Here is a 17,201-nt window from a genome sequence, read left to right as displayed (position 1 = left end):
CGGCCGGACCGGCCGCCTCTGCGTCCCCGTTGCGGCGCTGGTCGGGCACGGGCTGGGACCTCTCCGACGCGCCCGCCCCGCCCGAGGAAGCTGCGGTCGCCATTGTCGTGGACGGCACCAGCCAGGCGGTGCTGATGGCGACGCCGCATGATCTGGACGATCTCGCGCTGGGATTCGCGCTGACCGAGGGGCTGATTGCTGCGCCGGGCGACGTGACCGATGCGCAGGTGGTGGCGGTGGCGCCGCCCGCGGCGCTGCCCGGGCTGCCGGCGCTGGAAACCCGGCTGTGGCTGCGCCCGGGCCTTGCCGCCGGTCTGGCCGAACGCCGGCGCAGCATGGTCGGCCCGGTCGGCTGCGGGCTTTGCGGCGTCGACAGCATCGCCGCGGCGCTGCCGCCGGTGCTGCCGGTGGCCGCAGGTTATGCCGCCGCCCCCGGTGACATCGCCCTGGCCATGCAGGCGCTGGCCGAGGGGCAGCGCCGCTGGCGCGACACCCCCGCGATCCACGCCGCCGGTTTCTGGTCGCCCGAGCTGGCGCTGGTGCGCGAGGACGTCGGCCGCCACAATGCGCTGGACAAGCTGGTGGGCGCGCTGGCCGCGCGCGGCATCGACCCCGGCGGCGGGATCATCGCGATGACCTCGCGCCTGTCGGTCGATCTGGTGCAGAAGACCGCGCGCATCGGCGCCGGGCTGCTGGCCGGCGCCAGCACCCCTACGCGGCTGGCCATCGACTGGGCCGAGGCCGCCGGCCTGACCCTGATCGGGCGCGCCCGCGCCGGCAGCTTCGACCTCTACACCCACCCCCAGCGCATCAGGAGCGCGTGACATGCCCGACAAGCTGATCCGCATGGCGACCCAGATCGCCGACTTCTTCCGCAGCCAGCCTGGCCAGCCCGAGCTGGCGGTGGCGGGGCATATCAATGATTTCTGGACCTATCGGATGCGCGCGCAGCTGATCGAGGCGCTGCGCGCCGGCGCCGCCGCCGACCCCATCGTGCAGGCGGCAGCGCCCCATATCCACATCCCGGCGGGGCAGGGCGGCTAGGCTTCAAGCCCCGGCCTCGATCGGGCCGGGGGCGGGGGCGGTCGGCACCAGATGCGAGCGGATCGCGCCCTCCTCGGCGCAATGCAGCATGATCGCGCCCGGTTCCAGCATCAGCGCCAGCGGCTGTTCGGGTTGCAGCCGCAGCGCCACCGCGTGCGACGGGCTGGGGCAGCTGAGGCACAGCACGCCCGCCACCACCGTGGTTACTGCGCGGTGCAGATGCCCGCAGACCAGCTGCGCCCCGGCGCGATGCCCGGCCAGCCGCGCCAGCAGCGGTTCCGGCGACAGCAGCGCCAGCGCGTCCATGGCCTTGATCCCGGAACGGAACGGGTGGTGGTGGACCGCCACCAGCACCGGCCGCCGCCCGGCGGTGTCCAGCGCCCGGTCGAGGAACCCCAGCGTGCCGTTGCCCAGGATCCCGTGGCCCGCGCCGGGGACGTGGCTGTCCAGCGCCACCACGTCCAGCCGGTCGAATTGCAGATGCAGGTTGATCGCGCCGTGGTCGGGCATCCAGTGCAGATGGGAAAACGCCTCTCGCATGACCTCGCGGTTGTCGTGGTTGCCGGGGATGGCAAACCACGGCAGCGGCAGCGGCGCAATCAGCCGCAGGAAATGCGCGTATTCCTCGGGGCGGCCGGATTCGACCAGATCGCCGGTGACGATCACCGCGTCGACCGGGCCGATGGCGCGCAGGTTGCGGGCGATCCATTCCACCGTCCGGCTCAGCGCGGCGGCGGTGTCGATCATCCCGCCCAGCAGCCGGCCGGTCACGCCGATATGAGGGTCGGAAATCTGCAGGATGCGGGTCATGGGCGGCTCTCGCGGCGGGGTCTGGGGCAGCATACAGGCGGGACGGCGGGACAGAAGGGGGCTCAGCCCGCGGCTTCGCGCGCGAACTCGTCCAGGATCATGCTGCGCAGGATCGAGCCGCCCAGCCCCAGCGGCCGTGCGCGGCGGTGGATCAGATAGCAGGTGTTGGCGCCGCGGCTGCCGGGGACCGCAATCTCGCGCACCTCGCCGCGTTCCACCCAGGGCGCGGCGAAGGCCAGCGGCAACGAGCCGAGATAGCGCGAGGACAGCACCAGCACCATCCGCGACAGGATGGTGGGGGCGGTGGCGGCGATGCGGAACCCGCCGAGGAAATCGGAAAACGCCGGCTCCTGCGCGACCTCGGCGGCGACGAAGCCGTGGCGGCGCAGCTCGTCCATGGTCAGCGCCGCGTCGTCGCGCGCAAACAGCGGATGTTCGCGCCCGCAGAAGATGCCCATCCGTTCCTTGCAGACGGGGGTGGCGACCAGCGCCTTGTTGGGGGCGATCAGCGCGGTGAACCCCAGGTCGGCCGAGCCTTCCAGCACCGAGGCGAGGATCTGGTCGGGCGAGGTCATCCGCAGGTTCAGTTCCAGATTCGGGTAACGATCATGCATCCGGGCGATGGCGCGGGCCAGCGGCTCGCCGAACTCGAACAGGAAGCTGTCGTCGGCGAACATGGCGATCTCGTCCTCGAGCCGGCTGGCGGCGGCGCCGATGAAATCGCTGAACCGGGCGATCTCGGCCATCAGCTCGACGGCGGCGGAATGCACCATCTGCCCCTGTTCGGTCAGCCGGAACCCGGACCGACCGCGTTCGCACAAGCGCATGGAAAGCCGCGATTCCAGCCGCGACAGGCCCAAGCTGATCGCGGATTTGCCCTTGCCCAGCCGGCCTTCGGCGGCGGTGATGCCGCCGGCCTCGACGATCTCGATGAACTCGCGCAGGCTGGCGATGTCGATGTCGGACAGCCTGCCGCGGAACATGCGCTGATGCGGCATGAGCCGTTCCCCCCGATTTTGGGCCATGGTTTGCATCGGATCAAACCTTGGTCAAGCACTCGGGGCTCGACAGCGGCGCGCCCAGGGCGCATGGCTGCCGGTGGCACCGCCGCCCCAACTGCACCGCACGACAGGACCGCACGACATGGATGACCTGACCAATTTCGCCGACACCCCCGAGGCCAAGGACATCGCGCATCACTTCCACGCCTATACCAACGCCCGCCGCCACGCCGAGATCGGTCCGATGATCATCGAGGACGGCGAGGGCATCCATGTCCGCGACAACAACGGCAACCGCTATATCGAGGGCATGGCCGGGCTGTGGAGCGTGGGCGTCGGCTTCAAGGACCGCCGGCTGATCGACGCGGCCATGCGGCAGCTGGAGAAACTGCCTTTCTATCACAATTTCGGCCACAAGAGCCACGGCCCCGCCATCGAGCTGGCCGAAAAGCTGGTCGCCATCGCGCCGGCGCCGATGAGCAAGGTGTTCTACACCAACTCGGGGTCCGAGGCGAACGACACCGTGCTGAAGATGGTGTGGTACCGCTCGAACGCGCTGGGCAAGCCGGAAAAGAAAAAGGTGATCTCGCGCATCCGCGGCTATCACGGCGTCACCATCGCCGCGGCCAGCCTGACCGGACTGCCCTACAACCACCGCTCGTTCGACCTGCCGATCGAGCGGGTGCTGCACACCACCTGCCCGCATTACTGGAAAGAGGGCCGCGAGGGCGAGACCGAGGAGCAGTTTGCCACCCGCTGCGCCGAGGAACTCGAGGCGCTGATCCTGCGCGAGGGGCCCGACACCATCGCCGCCTTCTGGGCCGAGCCGGTGATGGGCGCGGGGGGCGTGGTGGTGCCGCCGCGCGGCTATTTCGACAAGATCCAGGCGGTGCTGGCGAAATACGACATCCTGTTCGTCGCCGACGAGGTGATCTGCGGCTTTGGCCGTACCGGCGAGATGTTCGGCTCGACCCTCTACGGGATCCGGCCCGACGTGATGGTGCTGTCCAAGCAGATCACCTCCAGCTATGTGCCGTTCTCCGCCATCGTCATGAACGACCGCTTCTATGACCCGATCGCGGACGAAAGCGACCGGATCAGCACCTTTGGCCACGGCTTCACCGGCGGCGGCCACCCGCTGGGGGCGGCGGTGGCGCTGGAAAATCTGGCGATCATCCAGGACAACGATCTGGTGGCGAACGCGCGCGACGTGGGTGCGCATTTCCGCGCCCGGCTGGCGACGCTGGCCGACCGTCCGCTGGTGGGCGAGGTGCGCGGCGTCGGGCTGATCGCCGCGGTCGAGCTGGTCGAGGACAAGGCGGCGAAATCCGTCACCACCGTCGGCCGGCTGGGCGCGATGATGAACGCGGCGATGCAGCGCAACGGGCTGATCTCGCGCAACATGGGCGACAGCGTGGGGTTCTGCCCGCCGCTGATCATCACCCGCGCGCAGGCCGACGAGATGTTCGAGATCGTCGAGAAGTCGCTCGGCGAGGTCGAGGCCGAACTGGGGCTTTGACCCCCCCCAGCCGCGGGCGGCGGAATCACCGTCCGCAGGCCGGTAACGCAGCGTCAGGCCGGCGGGTTCCTGCCGGCCACGGTTTTGTGATGGTTCCGGGTCGGGGCATCGCCTTGGGTCGCCGCGGGTGCTTGGATAAGATTTCGAATGTCGGGCGGCCAATCCGGCGCGCGGATCCAGCCCGCGCAGCATTCCAAGTCATTCGAGCGCAGAACATGCATCATCCTACCCGCAACGCCGTGGAAGCCCTGTTGCCGCCCGGAACCACCGTGGACGACCTGTCCGACAGCGAGGTTCAGGACCTGTTCAACTCGATCGTCCGGCAGGCCAAGGCCGAATCCGAACGCAGCGCCGACCCGGACGGGACCGCGCCGCCGGGCTGACGCCTGCGCGCCACCCGCAGCAGCAGGGCAGCCATGCAGGACCAAGCCACGCCCCCGGACGACCCGTCCGCGCCCGGAGGAGCCGCCAGCGGCGCGCGCGGCCATGTGCTGATGTGCTCGATGCGCGACGAGGGGCCGTTCGTGCTGGAGTTCGTGGCCCATCACCGCGCCATCGGCTTCGACCGCATCTTCATCGCCTCGAACGACTGCCGCGACGGCACCGATCTGCTGCTGGACGCGCTGGACCGGGCGGGCGCGATCACCCATTACCGCAACCGGGTCAAGCCGGGCGAGCTGCCGCAGCATTCCGCCTATGCCGGGATTCGCCGCCGCCACGGCCTGGATGCGGCCGACTGGCTGATGGTGCTGGATGCGGATGAGTTTCTGGACGTGACCAGCGGCGGCGGGCGTGTGCAGGACCTGACCGCGCAGGCCGATGCGGGCGACGATATCATCATGCTGAACCCGCTGACCTTCGGCACCAGCCGCGACCCGCGCTGGCAGCCGGGGCTGGTGACCGAGCAGTTCCCCCTGCGCCTGCCCGCGCGCCACGGCGCCAACCGGCCGGTCAAGACGCTGGCCCGCGGGGTGGGGCGGTTCCGGCAGATCCACAACCACTCGGTGGTCGGCTATCGCGGCAAGGATGCGCTGACCGTGCTGCGCGCCGACGGCTCGCGCTTTGCGATCCCGCCGGGCGGCAAGCTGTGGGAGGTGCTGCGCAACGTGCCGGTCGAGGACATCCGCCACGGGCTGGCCCATTACAACCATTACGCGGTCAAGTCGCTGGCCTCGTACCTGCTGCGCCATGACCGCGGCCGGGGGGCGGCGCCCAAGGGCGAGGCGAACGCCCGCCACACCTCGGGTTATTTCGACCGCATCGCCGCGGCGCGGATCCGCGACACCGGGTTTTCCGGCCGCCACGGCGAAGCCCTGCGCGCGGAATACGCGCGGCTGCTGGCGATCCCCGAAGTCGCCGCCGCCCAGGCCGAGACCGAGCGCCGCTATGGCGCCCTGATCGCGGCGATCATGGATTACTAGCTGGCGGCGCGGGTGGCGCTGTTGGGGGTCAGCGTGTGGTCCACCGGCTCATAGCCGGACTGGTCGGGCTGGGCCTCGGCATCGCCCGACAGCGGGTCGGGCTTCATGCGAAAGCCGCGCTGCAGCTGGTCGAAGGGCGCGACCGGGTAGTCGCCGGAAAAACAGGCGTCGCAATATTGCGGGCAGCGGTCGTTGCGCCCGCCCGCCTCGCCCACCGCGCGGTAAAGCCCGTCCAGCGAGACAAAGGCGAGGCTGTCCACCCCCATCCAGTCGCGCATCTCCTCGGGCGACATGCGCGCGGCCAGCAGCTTGTCGCGGTCCGGCGTGTCGACACCGTAGAAACACGGCCAGGCGGTGGGGGGCGAGGCGATGCGGAAATGCACCTCGGCCGCGCCCGCGTCCAGGATCATGTCCTTCATCTTGCGCGAGGTGGTGCCGCGCACCACCGAATCGTCCACCAGCACCACCCGCTTGCCCGCGACCAGCGCCCGGTTCACGTTCAGCTTCAGCCGTACGCCCATGTTGCGGATCTGGTCGGTCGGCTCGATGAAGGTGCGGCCGACATACTGGTTGCGGATGATCCCCATCCCATAGGGAATCCCGCTTTCATGGGCAAAGCCGATGGCCGCCGGGGTGCCGCTGTCGGGGACCGGGCAGACCAGATCGGCCTCGACCGGGGCCTCGCGCGCTAGTTCCACGCCGATCTGGCGGCGGGTCTCATAGACGGAACGGCCGCCGATGATCGAATCGGGGCGGCTGAAATACACATGCTCGAAGATGCAGAACCGCGGCGCCGACAGCCCGAAGGGGCGCGAGCTTTCGATCAGCCCCTTGGAGATCACCACCATCTCGCCCGGCTCGATCTCGCGCACGAAATCGGCGCCGATGATGTCCAGCGCGCAGGTTTCCGAGGCCAGCGCATAGGCGCCCCCCGCCAGCCGCCCCAGCACCAGCGGCCGCACGCCCAGCGGATCGCGCACCCCGATCAGCTTGGTGCGGGTCATGGCGATCACGGAAAACGCGCCCTCGACGCGGCGCAGCGCGTCCTTCATCCGCTCGGGGATCGAGCGCTGGATCGAGCGCGCCATCAGGTGGATGATGCATTCGCTGTCCGAACCGGACTGGAAGATCGAGCCCCGCTCGATCAGTTCGCGGCGCAGGGCGACCGCGTTGGTGATGTTGCCGTTATGGGCGATGGCGCAGCCGCCCATCGCGAACTCGCCGAAGAACGGCTGCACGTCGCGGATCGCCGGGCCCTTGGCGCCGGCGGTGGAATAGCGGACATGGCCGATGGCGATCTCGCCCGGCAGCGTCTCCATCAGCGACGCCTTGGTGAAATTGTCGCGCACATAGCCAAAGCGATGCGCGCTGCTGAAGCCCTTGTCGGGGTGATACGAGATGATGCCGCCGGCCTCTTGCCCGCGATGTTGCAGGGCATGCAGCCCCAGCGCCACGAAATTGGCGGCCTCGGCCATGCCGATCACGCCGAAGACGCCGCATTCCTCGTGCAGACGGTCACTGTCGAAGGGGTCCGCGAGAAAGGGCTGCATGGCTGGGCCTTGGCTTTCGGAAAACAGGGGCTGGCGGCGGGGCGCGCGCGGGCGCCCGGACCTTCGGTGCCGTATCTAATGCGCCGGCGCGCAAAAGTCACGCCCCGGCTGTGCGCCGGATTAACAAGGGATCAGTTCGCCGACGGCGCGGCAGGGGCGGCGGGCGCGGCGGGGGCAGGGGTGGCGGTCGCGGGCGTCACCGTGGCGCCGGTCGCATCGCAGTCGCGCACCAGCTGCTCGAACCGCGCGGCCAGCCAGCCCGGCGCATCCTGCGGGATCTGGTCGTTCAGCTGCCCGCTCATCTGCCGGAACACCTGCGCCGAGCGCGACTGGTCCACCATCTCGACCCGCTGGGTGGTCATCACCCGGTCATAGACGATGAAGGCGATGACCACGAGCAGCACCCCGCGCGCCACCCCGAACAGGAAGCCCATGCCCTGGTCCACGCCCCCCAGCGCCGAGCGCTGCACGACCGAGGAAAACAGCGGCGTCAGGATGGAAAACACCACCAGCGCCAGCGCGAACACCACCGCAAAGCCGGCGATCATCCCCAGTTCGCAGTTGTCGGCGATGATCTTGTCCACATAAGGGATCTGCGCGATCAGCGGCCGCATCGCCCCGGCAAAGACGAAGGCCAGCACCGCCGCCCCGATCCAGCCCAGGATGGCCAGCGATTCGCGCACGAAGCCGCGCGAATAGGCGAGGATCGCCGAAAGGATGATGATCGCCGCCACGATGCCGTCGATCAGGGTGAAACCGTCCATCTGTCAGCCCTTTTTGCCCGGTGCCGGCAGCACGCCGCGGCCCTGCCTATCGGAAGCGGTCGCCCGGCCCGGTCATCCGGCGCCGAAGGTCTCGCCCGTGAAACTCGTCAGATCGGCGGTCCGGGACAGGTCCATTCCGCCGCCGCCCTCGACCTTCTGGACCTCGGGCAGGATCGCGCGTGAGAAACCAAGTTTCCGCGCCTCTTTCAACCTGTTTTCGGCCTGGCCCACCGGGCGCAGCGCGCCAGAGAGGCTGATCTCGCCGAAAAGCACGGTATCGGCGGGCAGGGCGTGATCCTCGCGCGCGCTCAGCAACGCGGCGGCGATGGCGAGATCCGCGGCGGGTTCCGCGACCCGCATCCCCCCCGCCACGTTCAGGAACACGTCCAGCCCGGCAAAGGGGATGCCGCAGCGGGCCTCGAGCACCGCAAGGATGGTGCTGACGCGGCCGCTGTCCAGCCCGACCACCGTGCGTCGGGGTGCGGCCAGCGTCGAGGGCGCGACCAGCGCCTGGATTTCGGTCAGCACCGGGCGCGTGCCCTCGATTCCCGCGAAAACCGCGCTGCCGGCGACCGGCTCGCCGCGCTCGGACAGGAACAGCGCCGAGGGGTTGGCGACCTCGGAAAGCCCGCCGCCGGTCATCTCGAACACGCCGATCTCGCCCGAGGGGCCGAAGCGGTTCTTGACCGCGCGCAGGATGCGGAACTGATGGCCGCGCTCGCCCTCGAAATAGAGCACCGTGTCCACCATGTGCTCGACCACGCGGGGGCCGGCGATCTGGCCGTCCTTGGTGACGTGGCCGACGATGATGACCGCGACGCCGCTGCGCTTGGCGAAGGTCACAAGCTCGTGCGCGGCGGCGCGGACCTGCCCGACGCTGCCCGGCGCGGCCTCGACCGTGTCGGACCACAGCGTCTGGATCGAATCGATCACCGCCACGTCGGGGCGTTCGGCGTCCAAAGTGGTCAGGATGTCGCGCAGCGCGGTTTCCGTTCCCAGCCGGACCGGCGCATCCGCCAGCCCCAGCCGCTGCGCCCGCATCCGCAGCTGGGCGCCGGCCTCTTCGCCGCTGACATAGACGGCGTTGCTGCCCGCGCGGGCGAATGCGGCGGCGGCCTGCAGCATCAGCGTCGATTTGCCGATCCCCGGATCGCCGCCGACCAGGATCGCGCTGCCCGGCACCAGCCCGCCCCCCAGCACCCGGTCGAGTTCCGAGATCCCCGAGGGCGTGCGCGGCGGCGGCGGCTCGGTCGAGGACAGGCCCGACAGCGGGATGGTGCGCCCGCGCTGCGCCCCCAGCCCGCGGCCGGGGCCCTGCGAAAGCGGCGCTTCCTCGACGATCGAGTTCCATTCGCCGCAGGCGTCGCAACGCCCCGCCCATTTGCGGTGGCTGGCGCCGCAGGCGGTGCAGGTGAACGAGGTGATGGGCTTGGCCATGGCGCGGTTGTGGCAGCGTGGCGGGCGGGCTGCAAGCCGCGGGGTTCGTGCAGGCGAGCCGGGGGCTTCGCGCCCCCATCGTCGTATACGACGATCCCGCGGGATATTTCATGATGAAGAAAGAGCGCGCGCACTCACGCGGTTGTCGGCTTGCATCGCGCGGCGGCGGCAGCCATTCCATGGCGAGATTTTGGAAAGGTCGGCCCTTGGCAAACCCGCGTCCGTTTTCGCGTTACGAGTTCATGATCGCCTGGCGCTATCTGCGCGCAAGGCGGGCCGAGGGCGGGGTCTCGGTGATGACCTGGATCAGCCTGATCGGCATCGCCCTGGGGGTGATGGCGCTGATCGCCACGCTGGCGGTCCGTTCCGGTTTCCGGGCCGAGTTCGTGGACACGATCCTTGGCGCCAACGCCCATTCGACGCTCTATCTGCCGCCCAGCCAGATCCGGAACGAGCTGACCGAAGAGGTCTACACCGTCGCCGGGGTGATCGAGGATTACGCCGAGGTGGCGGCAAGGGTCGCGGCGCTGCCGGGGGTGCTGCGCGCCGATCCGGTGGTGCGCGGGCAGGTGATGGCCAGCGCCGGCGACCGTTCCGGTGTGGCCGAGGTCTATGGGCTGTCGGCCGAGGATCTGGCCGCCATTCCCCGCGTGGCCGACCCCGCCACCGGCTATGGCGACATCACCGCCTTTGGCGAGGGCGTGGCCGTGGGCGCGGGCATGGCGCGCGAGCTGGGGCTGGGGGTCGGCGACAGGGTGCAGCTGATTTCCCCGCAAGGCGCGCAGACCCCGTTCGGGGTGACGCCGCGGGTCGGCAGCTACAAGGTCGTCTATGTCTTTTCGGCCGGGCGCTACGACATCGACCGCACCCGCATCTACATGCCGCTGGAGGAGGCGCAGTCTTATTTCAACCGCGAGGGCGCGGTGGACGAGATCCAGGTCTTTGCCGCCGCCCCCGAGGCAATCGACGCGCTGACGCCCGCGTTGCTTGAGGCGCTGCCGGGCAGCATGGTCTGGACCTGGCGCGACGCCTCGGGCGCGTTCCTGTCGGCGCTGGATATCGAGGATGACGTGATGTTCGTCATCCTGTCGGTGCTGGTGCTGATCGCGTCGATGAACATCACCTCGGGGCTGATCATGCTGGTCAAGAACAAGGGGCGCGACATCGGCATCCTGCGCACCATCGGCCTGACCGAGGGCGCGGTGCTGCGGGTGTTCTTCCTGTGCGGCGCCTTTACCGGGGTGCTGGGCACGCTGGCCGGGGTGGTGCTGGGGGTGGCGCTGGCGCTGAACGTGGACAGCATCATGGCCGGGGTGAACTACCTGTCGGGCGGGGGCGCGTGGGACCCGTCCGTGCGCGGCATCTACCGCCTGCCGGCCGAGCTGCGCGGCATCGACATCGCCCGCGCGGTGGGGCTGTCGCTGACGCTTTCCTTCATCGTCACCATCTTTCCGGCCCGCCGCGCGGCACGGATGAACCCGGTCGAGGCGCTGCGCTATGAATGAGGTTCTGCGGCTGGAAGCGATCGCCAAGACCTACAACCCCGGCACCCCTGCCGCCGTCGAGGTGCTGCGCGGGCTGGACCTGTCGGTCGCCCGCGGCGAGGTGGTGGCGCTGGTCGCGCCCTCGGGCGCCGGGAAATCGACGCTGCTGCATATCGCCGGGCTGCTGGACACCCCCGACGCGGGGCGCGTGGTGCTGAACGGGCGCGACATGACCGGGCTGTCCGACCGCAGGCGCACCGAGGCGCGGCGGCGCGAACTGGGCTTCGTCTATCAGTTCCACCACCTGCTGCCCGAGTTCACCGCGGTGGAAAACATCGTGCTGCCGCAGCTGGCCAACGGGGTGCCGGAACGGGCGGCGCGCGAACGGGCGCGGGGGCTGCTCGACCGCGTGGGGCTGTCGGCGCGCGCGGGTCACCGCCCGGCGGCGCTGTCGGGGGGCGAACAGCAGCGGGTGGCGTTCTGCCGGGCACTGGCCAATGCGCCCTCGCTGCTGCTGGCGGACGAGCCGACGGGGAACCTGGATCCCGGAACCTCGGATCTGGTGTTCGGGATGCTGATGGCGCTGGTGCGCGAAACCGGGCTGTCGGCGCTGATCGCCACCCACAACCTGGAGCTGGCTTCGCGCATGGACCGGGTGTTCCGGCTGGGCTGACGCTTTTCCGCCCGCCGTGGGCCAAGCCCCTTGCCGTCGGCGGCGGGGCTTGCGACACTTGCGGTCAAAACGAGGGATCGCGGATGAAACTTGCCCTGACTTCGCTGGCCGTGCTGGGCGCCTGCGCGGCGCTGGCCGCCTGCACGCCCCCGGTGCCCGACACCGGCGCGGCGGATTACGCGCAGTTCTGCGCCTCGTGCCACGGCGCGGGGGGCAAGGGCGACGGCCCGGCGGCACGGGGGCTGCGCCCGCCGGCCACCGACCTGACGCTGCTGGCGCGGGACAACGGCGGCAGCTTCCCGCGGCTGCGGGTGATGAACCGCATCGACGGCTATACCATGGGGATGAGCGACAGCTCCATGCCCCAGTTCGGGCAGGAACTGCGCGAGGGGCCGACGGTGCTGTTCGACGCCGGCGACGGGGTGCCGACCCCGACGCCGGCGCGGCTGGTCGCGCTGACCGAGCATCTGGAACGGTTGCAGCAGTAACCGTCTAGGCCGATGGGCCGAGGGCGTCGATTTCCTCGGCCACCAGCTGTTGCAGCCGCCAGATATAGGGATCGTGGATGCCGTGTTCGGCCAGCCCGTGCACGGTGCGCAGCAGGTATTCGGCCCCCGTCCCGGCGGCGCCGGCGGCGCGCGCCAGCCGGCGGGCCTGTTCCTCGACCGACAGCATCGCCAGCTGCGTGCCGACCGGGCCGGCGTAGAAGGTCAGCGCCTGGCCGCGGCCGGCCTCGGTTTCCACGTCGATCCAGGCGGCGTTGGCGGCCAGCTCATGCGCCACCAGTTCGCGCCGCAGGATCGCGCGCAGGGATTGCTGCTCGGAGCCTTGGGCGATGTCCAGCAGCACCCCCTCGCATCGCCCACCCGCGGCCAGCGCCAGCATCAGCCCCGGCCGGTCCGGCGAGCCGCGGAAATGGTCGAGCGAGATGGAAAAGCTGCGATGCCAGCCCACCGCCGTCGCCCGCCGCCGCGCCTGCACCGCGAAGCCGGGGTTCCAGATCAGCGAGCCATAGGCAAACACCGGGATCGGCCGCGGCCGGTCGCGGGTCAGCCGCTCGGCCAGCAGGTCGAGGTCGTGATCCTCGAGCATCCGCCAGCCGGGCGTATGCAGCGGCCCGTCCCCCGGCGCGACCCGGGCGACATGGGCGGCGGTCAGGGCGATCGAGGGCTTGCGGGGCGGGGCGTCATGCAAGGGTTTTTTCCAGGAAGTCGACGAAGCGGAACTTGCGGGCGATCTCGTGATCGAAGGCGTCGAACACCGCATCCAGCCGTGCCGCATCGTAATCTTCGCCAAGCGGGATTGCGTGGCGTCCCATCTCGACGGGCTCGGCCAGAGCTTCGGAGACCACGGGCTTGCCGGCGAGATAGGCTTTCAGCAGCCGCGGCGCCTCGGTCACCACGCTGTCGATGTAATGGATGTTCAGAACCGCTTCCGAATCTTGGAGTATGCGATGCAGATCCATTCCCCAAGTGTTGGGGGCGATTATAGTGACGTCGTTTAGGGAGCTGAGTATTTGCTTCCGGCGCTCATTTATTGCGCCGATAAAAGCTACGCCGCTCCCTTGCTTTGATCGTCTCACGGGTGATGCAGGAAATATATAAGGACCAAAAAACAGCTTCTTATGTTTTCTTGGCCAGAAAAATTTGTACGCATAAGGATTGTGGAGCGAGATATCCAATATGTAGTCGAAGCGCCACAGAAATTTTTTCTTCTTCCAGTTGCTCACAGTCCGGAACATTTCTTGCCTGTTCGCGTCAAGGTAATGTTCTGTTTGAATTCCGATGAGCGGGCCTTTGATGTTCCTCGGGCGAAAGTTGTGTATTCCTACAGCAACCGTCCCGCGCAACGGGATGTCGGGTGGAAGCCCTCGAGCCAAGTCGCACGCAAGGTCGACAAGGAGCGGATGACGGGCCATAAATGTAATTCCACCCCGTTCAATGATGAAATAGTCATCAATTTGAACGGCAACTGGCTCATCGCTAAACATCCAGATCCTCGGCGAACTGGGCGTTTTCCTGGATATACTGGAAACGCAGCTCGGGTTTCTTGCCCATCAGCCGCTCGACCAGATCGGCGGTCTCGCCGCCCTCGTCGTCGTCGATGCTGACCCGGATCAGCTTGCGGCTGGCCGGGTTCATCGTGGTTTCCTTGAGGTCCTTGGCGTCCATCTCGCCCAGGCCCTTGAAGCGCTGCACGTCGATCTTGCCCTTGCCGCCCAGGCCCTTGGCCAGCCACGCCTCTTTCTCGGCATCGTCGGCGACATAGACCCGGCGCGCGCCTTGGGTCAGGCGGTAAAGCGGCGGGCAGGCCAGATACAGGTGCCCCTTGTCGATCAGCGGCCGCATCTGGGTAAAGAAGAAGGTCATCAGCAGGCTGGCGATATGGGCGCCGTCCACGTCGGCGTCGGTCATGATGATGATCTTGTCGTAGCGCAGGTCATCGACGTTGAAGCGCGAGCCCATGCCCACCCCAAGCGCCTGACACAGATCTGCGATTTCCTGGTTCTGTCCCATCTTGGAGGACGAGGCGCCCAGCACGTTCAGGATCTTGCCGCGGATCGGCATGATTGCCTGGGTGGTGCGTTCGCGCGCCGACTTGGCCGAGCCGCCGGCGCTGTCGCCTTCGACGATGAACAGCTCGGTGCCCTTGCGGGTGTTGCCCGAGCAATCCACCAGCTTGCCCGGCAGCCGCAGCTTGCGGGTGGCGGATTTGCGGGCGGTTTCCTTTTCCTGGCGACGGCGCAGCCGCTCCTCGGCCCGCAGCACCAGGAAATCGAGGATCGCGCCGGCGGATTTGGTGTCGGCGGCCAGCCAGTTGTCGAAATGATCTCGCACCGCGCCCTCGACCAGCCGCGCGGCCTCGGCGGTGGCCAGCCGGTCCTTGGTCTGGCCGACGAATTCGGGTTCCGAGATGAAGCACGACACCAGCGCGCAGCCGCCGGTCAGCAGGTCGTCGCGGGTGATGTTTTCGGCCTTGCGGTTCTTGGTCAGCTCGCCATAGGCGCGGATGCCCTTGAGGATGGCGGTCCAGAACCCGGCCTCATGTGTTCCGCCCTCGGGCGTCGGCACGGTGTTGCAATAGGACTGGATGAAGCCGTCGCGCGAGGGCGTCCAGTTGATCGCCCATTCGACCTTGCCGGGAACGTTGAAACGCTCGCGGAACTCGACGGCGCCGGCAAAGGGACGCTCGGCATAGGTGGTGGCGGTGCCAAGCTGTTCGGACAGGTAATCGGCCAGCCCGCCGGGGAAATGGAAGGTCGCCTCCAGCGGGGTTTCGCCGTCGTCGATCTCGGTCTTCCAGCGGATCTCGACGCCGGAATGCAGATAGGCCTTGGACTTGACCATCCGCATCATCCGCGCGGGCTTCAGCCGGTGGTGGCCGAAGATCTGCTCGTCGGGATGAAAGATCACGGTGGTGCCGCGGCGGTTCGGGGCGGGGCCGATCTTTTCCACCGGCCCCTGCGGGATGCCGCGGCTGAAGCCTTGCCGCCACAACTCGCGGTTGCGGGCGACCTCGACCACCATGCGGTCCGACAGCGCGTTCACCACCGAGGCGCCGACCCCGTGCAGCCCGCCCGAGGTCTGGTACGCGCCTTCGGAGAACTTGCCGCCGGCGTGCAGCGTGCACAGGATCACTTCCAGCGCCGACTTGCCGGGGAACTTCGGGTGCGGGTCGATGGGGATGCCGCGGCCGTTGTCGCGCACGGTGACGCTGCCGTCGCCGTGCAGCTCGACCTCGATGCGGCTGGCGTGGCCGGCGACGGCCTCGTCCATGGCGTTGTCGAGGATTTCCGCGACCAGATGGTGCAGCGCGCGTTCGTCCGTGCCGCCGATATACATGCCGGGGCGCTTGCGGACGGGCTCGAGCCCCTCGAGCACCTCGATCGAGGCGGCGGAATAGCTGTCGGAGGCGGCTTGCGCACCCGAAAGAAGGTCGTCGGACATCGGATCTGCCTGCTCGTGATTATGGGGCGTCATGCCACGACGGGGCAGGGCGGGGCAACCCGCCGCTGCCGGAGGCGCGGGACGTGGCGTCAAGCCCGGTCGCGCAGCCAGTCCGCCAGATGGCCGTCGTCGATGAGGCCCTGGGCGAGGGCGATGATCTGCTGGCCGATGTCTTCGGTGGAGGCGCGAGGGCTGCTGCCGCCATTCAGCCGCAGCGCCATGATCATGATGCGATAGGCGGTGCGCTTGTTGGCATCGTTGAAGCAATGCCCCTGGGCAATCGCCGCAGCATAGGCGGCCGCAAGATCATAGACATCCTGCACCAACCCGTAATGCACGCGATTTTCCACGCGGGACAAGGCACCTTCCAGCGACTTGTCCCGCGCGCGCCCCTGCAATTCCCCGGGATTGAGCACGAGGTCATGCGCCTTCTCGACCAGCTCGGCCGGGATCAGCATCCAGTCCATGCGACAGAAGCCTTACTTGTCGCGGAGATAGTCGAGCACAGGCTGCGCCTCGGTGCGCGTGTCCTCAAAGGCGCGCATGAACTCGTCCTCGGTTGCATACCGGGCATCGGAGACCGTTGCGGCCTCGGGCACCAGATACCCCACCACCGCCGAATTGCGCAGGATCGCCACCGGCTTGCCGCCCGAGCGTTCCAGCACCTTGTGCGGCTCGCGCAGCTCGGTGATCGTGGCGATGTGGTTGGTCAGCAGGCGGGTCATGGCGGGCACTCCGGCAGGGTTGTGTCCTTTATATTGCATATTGCAGTGAGCATTTCAATGGCAGGGCTCAGGGGGCCTCGGCCTCGCGCGCGGCCCACATCTGCCGAAAGCCGTCGCGGGTCTGGCAGGCGGACAGCCACGCCTGCACTGCCGGGAACTGCTGCATCAGCGCGCCGTAGCCCTGTGCATAGCGCAGGATTTCCGCGACGTTCAGATCGGCGACGGTGAAGCGGTCGCCGACCAGATGGGTGTGGCGGGACAGGCGATCCTCCAGCACCTTCATCGGCCGGACCAGCCGCTCCGCGGCGTCGGCGACCAAGGTGGCGTTCTCGGCCGGTTGGGACTGGCCGGGGCGGTGCAGCATCTGGATGGTCAGCGACTCGGGCTCGATCGTGGTCGCGGCGTAAAGCGACCATTGCAGCATCAGCGCATCTTCGTCGGCATCCGCGGGCGCCAGCGGCCCGCCGTGCTTGCGCGCCAGATACAGCGTGCAGGCCAGCGATTCCGACAGCACCAGCCCGTCATCCTCGATCACCGGAATGGTGCCGGCGGGCGACAGCGCCAGGAACGCGGGCGAGCGGGTGTTCAGGGCCGCACCCGGCGCCTGCGGGTTGCCCAGCCGATAGGCCTGGATCACCGGCACCTGCCGGAAGGGCAGGCCGAGCTCGTGGCAAAGCCAGACGACGCGCGAGGCGCGCGAGCGGGTGACGCCGTGGATGGTCAGCATGAAGGGCCTCGTCTGCGATGGGCCTTCATGCAACGCCGCGCGGTTGCCGCCGTCAACCGTCCTTCAGGGCCCTTGCGCAAGCTGTCGGAAACACCTGCT

The 17,201-nt window shown here is 68.7% G+C and carries 18 protein-coding genes and 1 pseudogene; 8 read left to right on the top strand and 11 right to left on the bottom strand.

Going from position 1 to position 17,201, the window contains the following annotated elements:
• Positions 1 to 29 precede the first annotated feature (29 nt).
• Together fdhD and BUB57_RS00180 are read left to right on the top strand one after the other, a co-directional pair.
• On the top strand, positions 30 to 824 hold the full coding sequence (fdhD, locus tag BUB57_RS00185) for a formate dehydrogenase accessory sulfurtransferase FdhD (protein WP_234951939.1): 795 nt from the start codon (positions 30 to 32) through the stop codon (positions 822 to 824).
• A gap of 1 nt (position 825) precedes the next feature.
• The gene (locus BUB57_RS00180; RefSeq protein ID WP_073060133.1) at positions 826 to 1,044 is read left to right on the top strand and encodes a formate dehydrogenase subunit delta; all 219 of its coding nucleotides are present in this window, start codon (positions 826 to 828) and stop codon (positions 1,042 to 1,044) included.
• A 3-nt stretch (positions 1,045 to 1,047) separates the two neighbouring features.
• Here the strand turns inward: BUB57_RS00180 and BUB57_RS00175 are convergent, their stop codons facing one another.
• Both BUB57_RS00175 and BUB57_RS00170 read right to left on the bottom strand, forming a co-directional pair.
• Complete coding sequence (locus BUB57_RS00175; RefSeq protein WP_073060130.1) at positions 1,048 to 1,854, bottom strand: phosphodiesterase; 807 nt, start codon at positions 1,852 to 1,854, stop codon at positions 1,048 to 1,050.
• A 62-nt stretch (positions 1,855 to 1,916) separates the two neighbouring features.
• Positions 1,917 to 2,852, bottom strand: a complete 936-nt coding sequence (locus BUB57_RS00170; protein ID WP_073060126.1) for a LysR family transcriptional regulator — start codon at positions 2,850 to 2,852, stop codon at positions 1,917 to 1,919.
• Positions 2,853 to 2,997: 145 nt separating this feature from the next.
• Between BUB57_RS00170 and BUB57_RS00165 the strand changes: the two genes are divergently transcribed.
• The 3 genes from BUB57_RS00165 to BUB57_RS00160 all read left to right on the top strand — a co-directional run bounded on the left by BUB57_RS00165 (position 2,998) and on the right by BUB57_RS00160 (position 5,795).
• A complete protein-coding gene (locus BUB57_RS00165; RefSeq protein WP_073060123.1) occupies positions 2,998 to 4,374 on the top strand; it encodes an aspartate aminotransferase family protein in 1,377 nt (458 codons plus the stop codon).
• A 215-nt stretch (positions 4,375 to 4,589) separates the two neighbouring features.
• Positions 4,590 to 4,757: a hypothetical protein gene (locus BUB57_RS16660; RefSeq protein ID WP_159435536.1), complete on the top strand. Its 168-nt coding sequence runs from the start codon at positions 4,590 to 4,592 to the stop codon at positions 4,755 to 4,757.
• A 33-nt stretch (positions 4,758 to 4,790) separates the two neighbouring features.
• Positions 4,791 to 5,795: a glycosyltransferase family 2 protein gene (locus BUB57_RS00160; RefSeq protein ID WP_084731877.1), complete on the top strand. Its 1,005-nt coding sequence runs from the start codon at positions 4,791 to 4,793 to the stop codon at positions 5,793 to 5,795.
• 101 nt (positions 5,796 to 5,896) lie between these two features.
• Here the strand turns inward: BUB57_RS00160 and purF are convergent.
• The 3 genes and pseudogenes from purF to radA all read right to left on the bottom strand — a co-directional run.
• Positions 5,897 to 7,345: pseudogene (gene purF, locus BUB57_RS00155) on the bottom strand (amidophosphoribosyltransferase); the annotation flags it as partial.
• A 131-nt stretch (positions 7,346 to 7,476) separates the two neighbouring features.
• Complete coding sequence (locus BUB57_RS00150; protein WP_073060116.1) at positions 7,477 to 8,109, bottom strand: CvpA family protein; 633 nt, start codon at positions 8,107 to 8,109, stop codon at positions 7,477 to 7,479.
• A gap of 72 nt (positions 8,110 to 8,181) precedes the next feature.
• Positions 8,182 to 9,546 carry a DNA repair protein RadA gene (gene radA, locus BUB57_RS00145; RefSeq protein WP_073060114.1) on the bottom strand — a complete coding sequence of 455 codons (1,365 nt, stop codon included), beginning with the start codon at positions 9,544 to 9,546 and terminating at the stop codon, positions 8,182 to 8,184.
• Positions 9,547 to 9,725: 179 nt separating this feature from the next.
• Here radA and BUB57_RS00140 point away from each other — a divergent pair, with 179 nt between their 5' ends.
• The 3 genes from BUB57_RS00140 (at position 9,726) to BUB57_RS00130 (ending at position 12,191) form a co-directional block, all read left to right on the top strand.
• Complete coding sequence (locus BUB57_RS00140; RefSeq protein WP_407670315.1) at positions 9,726 to 11,051, top strand: ABC transporter permease; 1,326 nt, start codon at positions 9,726 to 9,728, stop codon at positions 11,049 to 11,051.
• Complete coding sequence (locus BUB57_RS00135; RefSeq protein ID WP_073060110.1) at positions 11,044 to 11,703, top strand: ABC transporter ATP-binding protein; 660 nt, start codon at positions 11,044 to 11,046, stop codon at positions 11,701 to 11,703. The genes BUB57_RS00140 and BUB57_RS00135 overlap by 8 nt, the downstream gene beginning before the upstream one ends.
• 83 nt (positions 11,704 to 11,786) lie before the next feature.
• The gene (locus BUB57_RS00130; RefSeq protein ID WP_073060108.1) at positions 11,787 to 12,191 is read left to right on the top strand and encodes a c-type cytochrome; all 405 of its coding nucleotides are present in this window, start codon (positions 11,787 to 11,789) and stop codon (positions 12,189 to 12,191) included.
• A 4-nt stretch (positions 12,192 to 12,195) separates the two neighbouring features.
• Here the strand turns inward: BUB57_RS00130 and BUB57_RS00125 are convergent, their stop codons facing one another.
• The 6 genes from BUB57_RS00125 to BUB57_RS00100 form a co-directional block, all read right to left on the bottom strand.
• Complete coding sequence (locus tag BUB57_RS00125; RefSeq protein WP_159435535.1) at positions 12,196 to 12,897, bottom strand: gamma-glutamylcyclotransferase; 702 nt, start codon at positions 12,895 to 12,897, stop codon at positions 12,196 to 12,198.
• On the bottom strand, positions 12,890 to 13,693 hold the full coding sequence (locus BUB57_RS16385) for a hypothetical protein (protein WP_143159549.1): 804 nt from the start codon (positions 13,691 to 13,693) through the stop codon (positions 12,890 to 12,892). Before BUB57_RS16385 ends, BUB57_RS00125 begins: the two co-directional genes overlap by 8 nt.
• Positions 13,686 to 15,650, bottom strand: a complete 1,965-nt coding sequence (gene parE / locus BUB57_RS00115; RefSeq protein ID WP_073060103.1) for a DNA topoisomerase IV subunit B — start codon at positions 15,648 to 15,650, stop codon at positions 13,686 to 13,688. The genes BUB57_RS16385 and parE overlap by 8 nt, the downstream gene beginning before the upstream one ends.
• 89 nt (positions 15,651 to 15,739) lie before the next feature.
• Positions 15,740 to 16,117: a type II toxin-antitoxin system death-on-curing family toxin gene (locus BUB57_RS00110; protein ID WP_084731874.1), complete on the bottom strand. Its 378-nt coding sequence runs from the start codon at positions 16,115 to 16,117 to the stop codon at positions 15,740 to 15,742.
• A 12-nt stretch (positions 16,118 to 16,129) separates the two neighbouring features.
• Complete coding sequence (locus tag BUB57_RS00105; protein ID WP_073060099.1) at positions 16,130 to 16,375, bottom strand: hypothetical protein; 246 nt, start codon at positions 16,373 to 16,375, stop codon at positions 16,130 to 16,132.
• Between the two features lie 67 nt (positions 16,376 to 16,442).
• Complete coding sequence (locus BUB57_RS00100; protein WP_073060096.1) at positions 16,443 to 17,102, bottom strand: glutathione S-transferase family protein; 660 nt, start codon at positions 17,100 to 17,102, stop codon at positions 16,443 to 16,445.
• Positions 17,103 to 17,201 lie beyond the last annotated feature (99 nt).

This window comes from Paracoccus solventivorans, assembly GCF_900142875.1.
GTDB lineage: Bacteria > Pseudomonadota > Alphaproteobacteria > Rhodobacterales > Rhodobacteraceae > Paracoccus > Paracoccus solventivorans.
The sequence above is the reverse complement of the archived record's forward strand: the minus strand, read 5'-3'. Positions and strand labels throughout refer to the sequence as shown.

Coding starts and splice junctions, on each gene's coding strand:
- BUB57_RS00160 (WP_084731877.1), top strand. CDS start 4,791: ATGCAGGACCAAGCCACGCCCCCGGACGACCCGTCCGCGCCCGGAGGA.
- BUB57_RS16660 (WP_159435536.1), top strand. CDS start 4,590: ATGCATCATCCTACCCGCAACGCCGTGGAAGCCCTGTTGCCGCCCGGA.
- radA (WP_073060114.1), bottom strand. CDS start 9,546: ATGGCCAAGCCCATCACCTCGTTCACCTGCACCGCCTGCGGCGCCAGC.
- BUB57_RS00110 (WP_084731874.1), bottom strand. CDS start 16,117: ATGGACTGGATGCTGATCCCGGCCGAGCTGGTCGAGAAGGCGCATGAC.
- BUB57_RS00140 (WP_407670315.1), top strand. CDS start 9,726: ATGGCGAGATTTTGGAAAGGTCGGCCCTTGGCAAACCCGCGTCCGTTT.
- BUB57_RS00105 (WP_073060099.1), bottom strand. CDS start 16,375: ATGACCCGCCTGCTGACCAACCACATCGCCACGATCACCGAGCTGCGC.
- BUB57_RS16385 (WP_143159549.1), bottom strand. CDS start 13,693: ATGTTTAGCGATGAGCCAGTTGCCGTTCAAATTGATGACTATTTCATC.
- BUB57_RS00130 (WP_073060108.1), top strand. CDS start 11,787: ATGAAACTTGCCCTGACTTCGCTGGCCGTGCTGGGCGCCTGCGCGGCG.
- BUB57_RS00170 (WP_073060126.1), bottom strand. CDS start 2,852: ATGCCGCATCAGCGCATGTTCCGCGGCAGGCTGTCCGACATCGACATC.
- BUB57_RS00165 (WP_073060123.1), top strand. CDS start 2,998: ATGGATGACCTGACCAATTTCGCCGACACCCCCGAGGCCAAGGACATC.
- BUB57_RS00135 (WP_073060110.1), top strand. CDS start 11,044: ATGAATGAGGTTCTGCGGCTGGAAGCGATCGCCAAGACCTACAACCCC.
- BUB57_RS00100 (WP_073060096.1), bottom strand. CDS start 17,102: ATGCTGACCATCCACGGCGTCACCCGCTCGCGCGCCTCGCGCGTCGTC.
- BUB57_RS00175 (WP_073060130.1), bottom strand. CDS start 1,854: ATGACCCGCATCCTGCAGATTTCCGACCCTCATATCGGCGTGACCGGC.
- BUB57_RS00180 (WP_073060133.1), top strand. CDS start 826: ATGCCCGACAAGCTGATCCGCATGGCGACCCAGATCGCCGACTTCTTC.
- parE (WP_073060103.1), bottom strand. CDS start 15,650: ATGTCCGACGACCTTCTTTCGGGTGCGCAAGCCGCCTCCGACAGCTAT.
- BUB57_RS00150 (WP_073060116.1), bottom strand. CDS start 8,109: ATGGACGGTTTCACCCTGATCGACGGCATCGTGGCGGCGATCATCATC.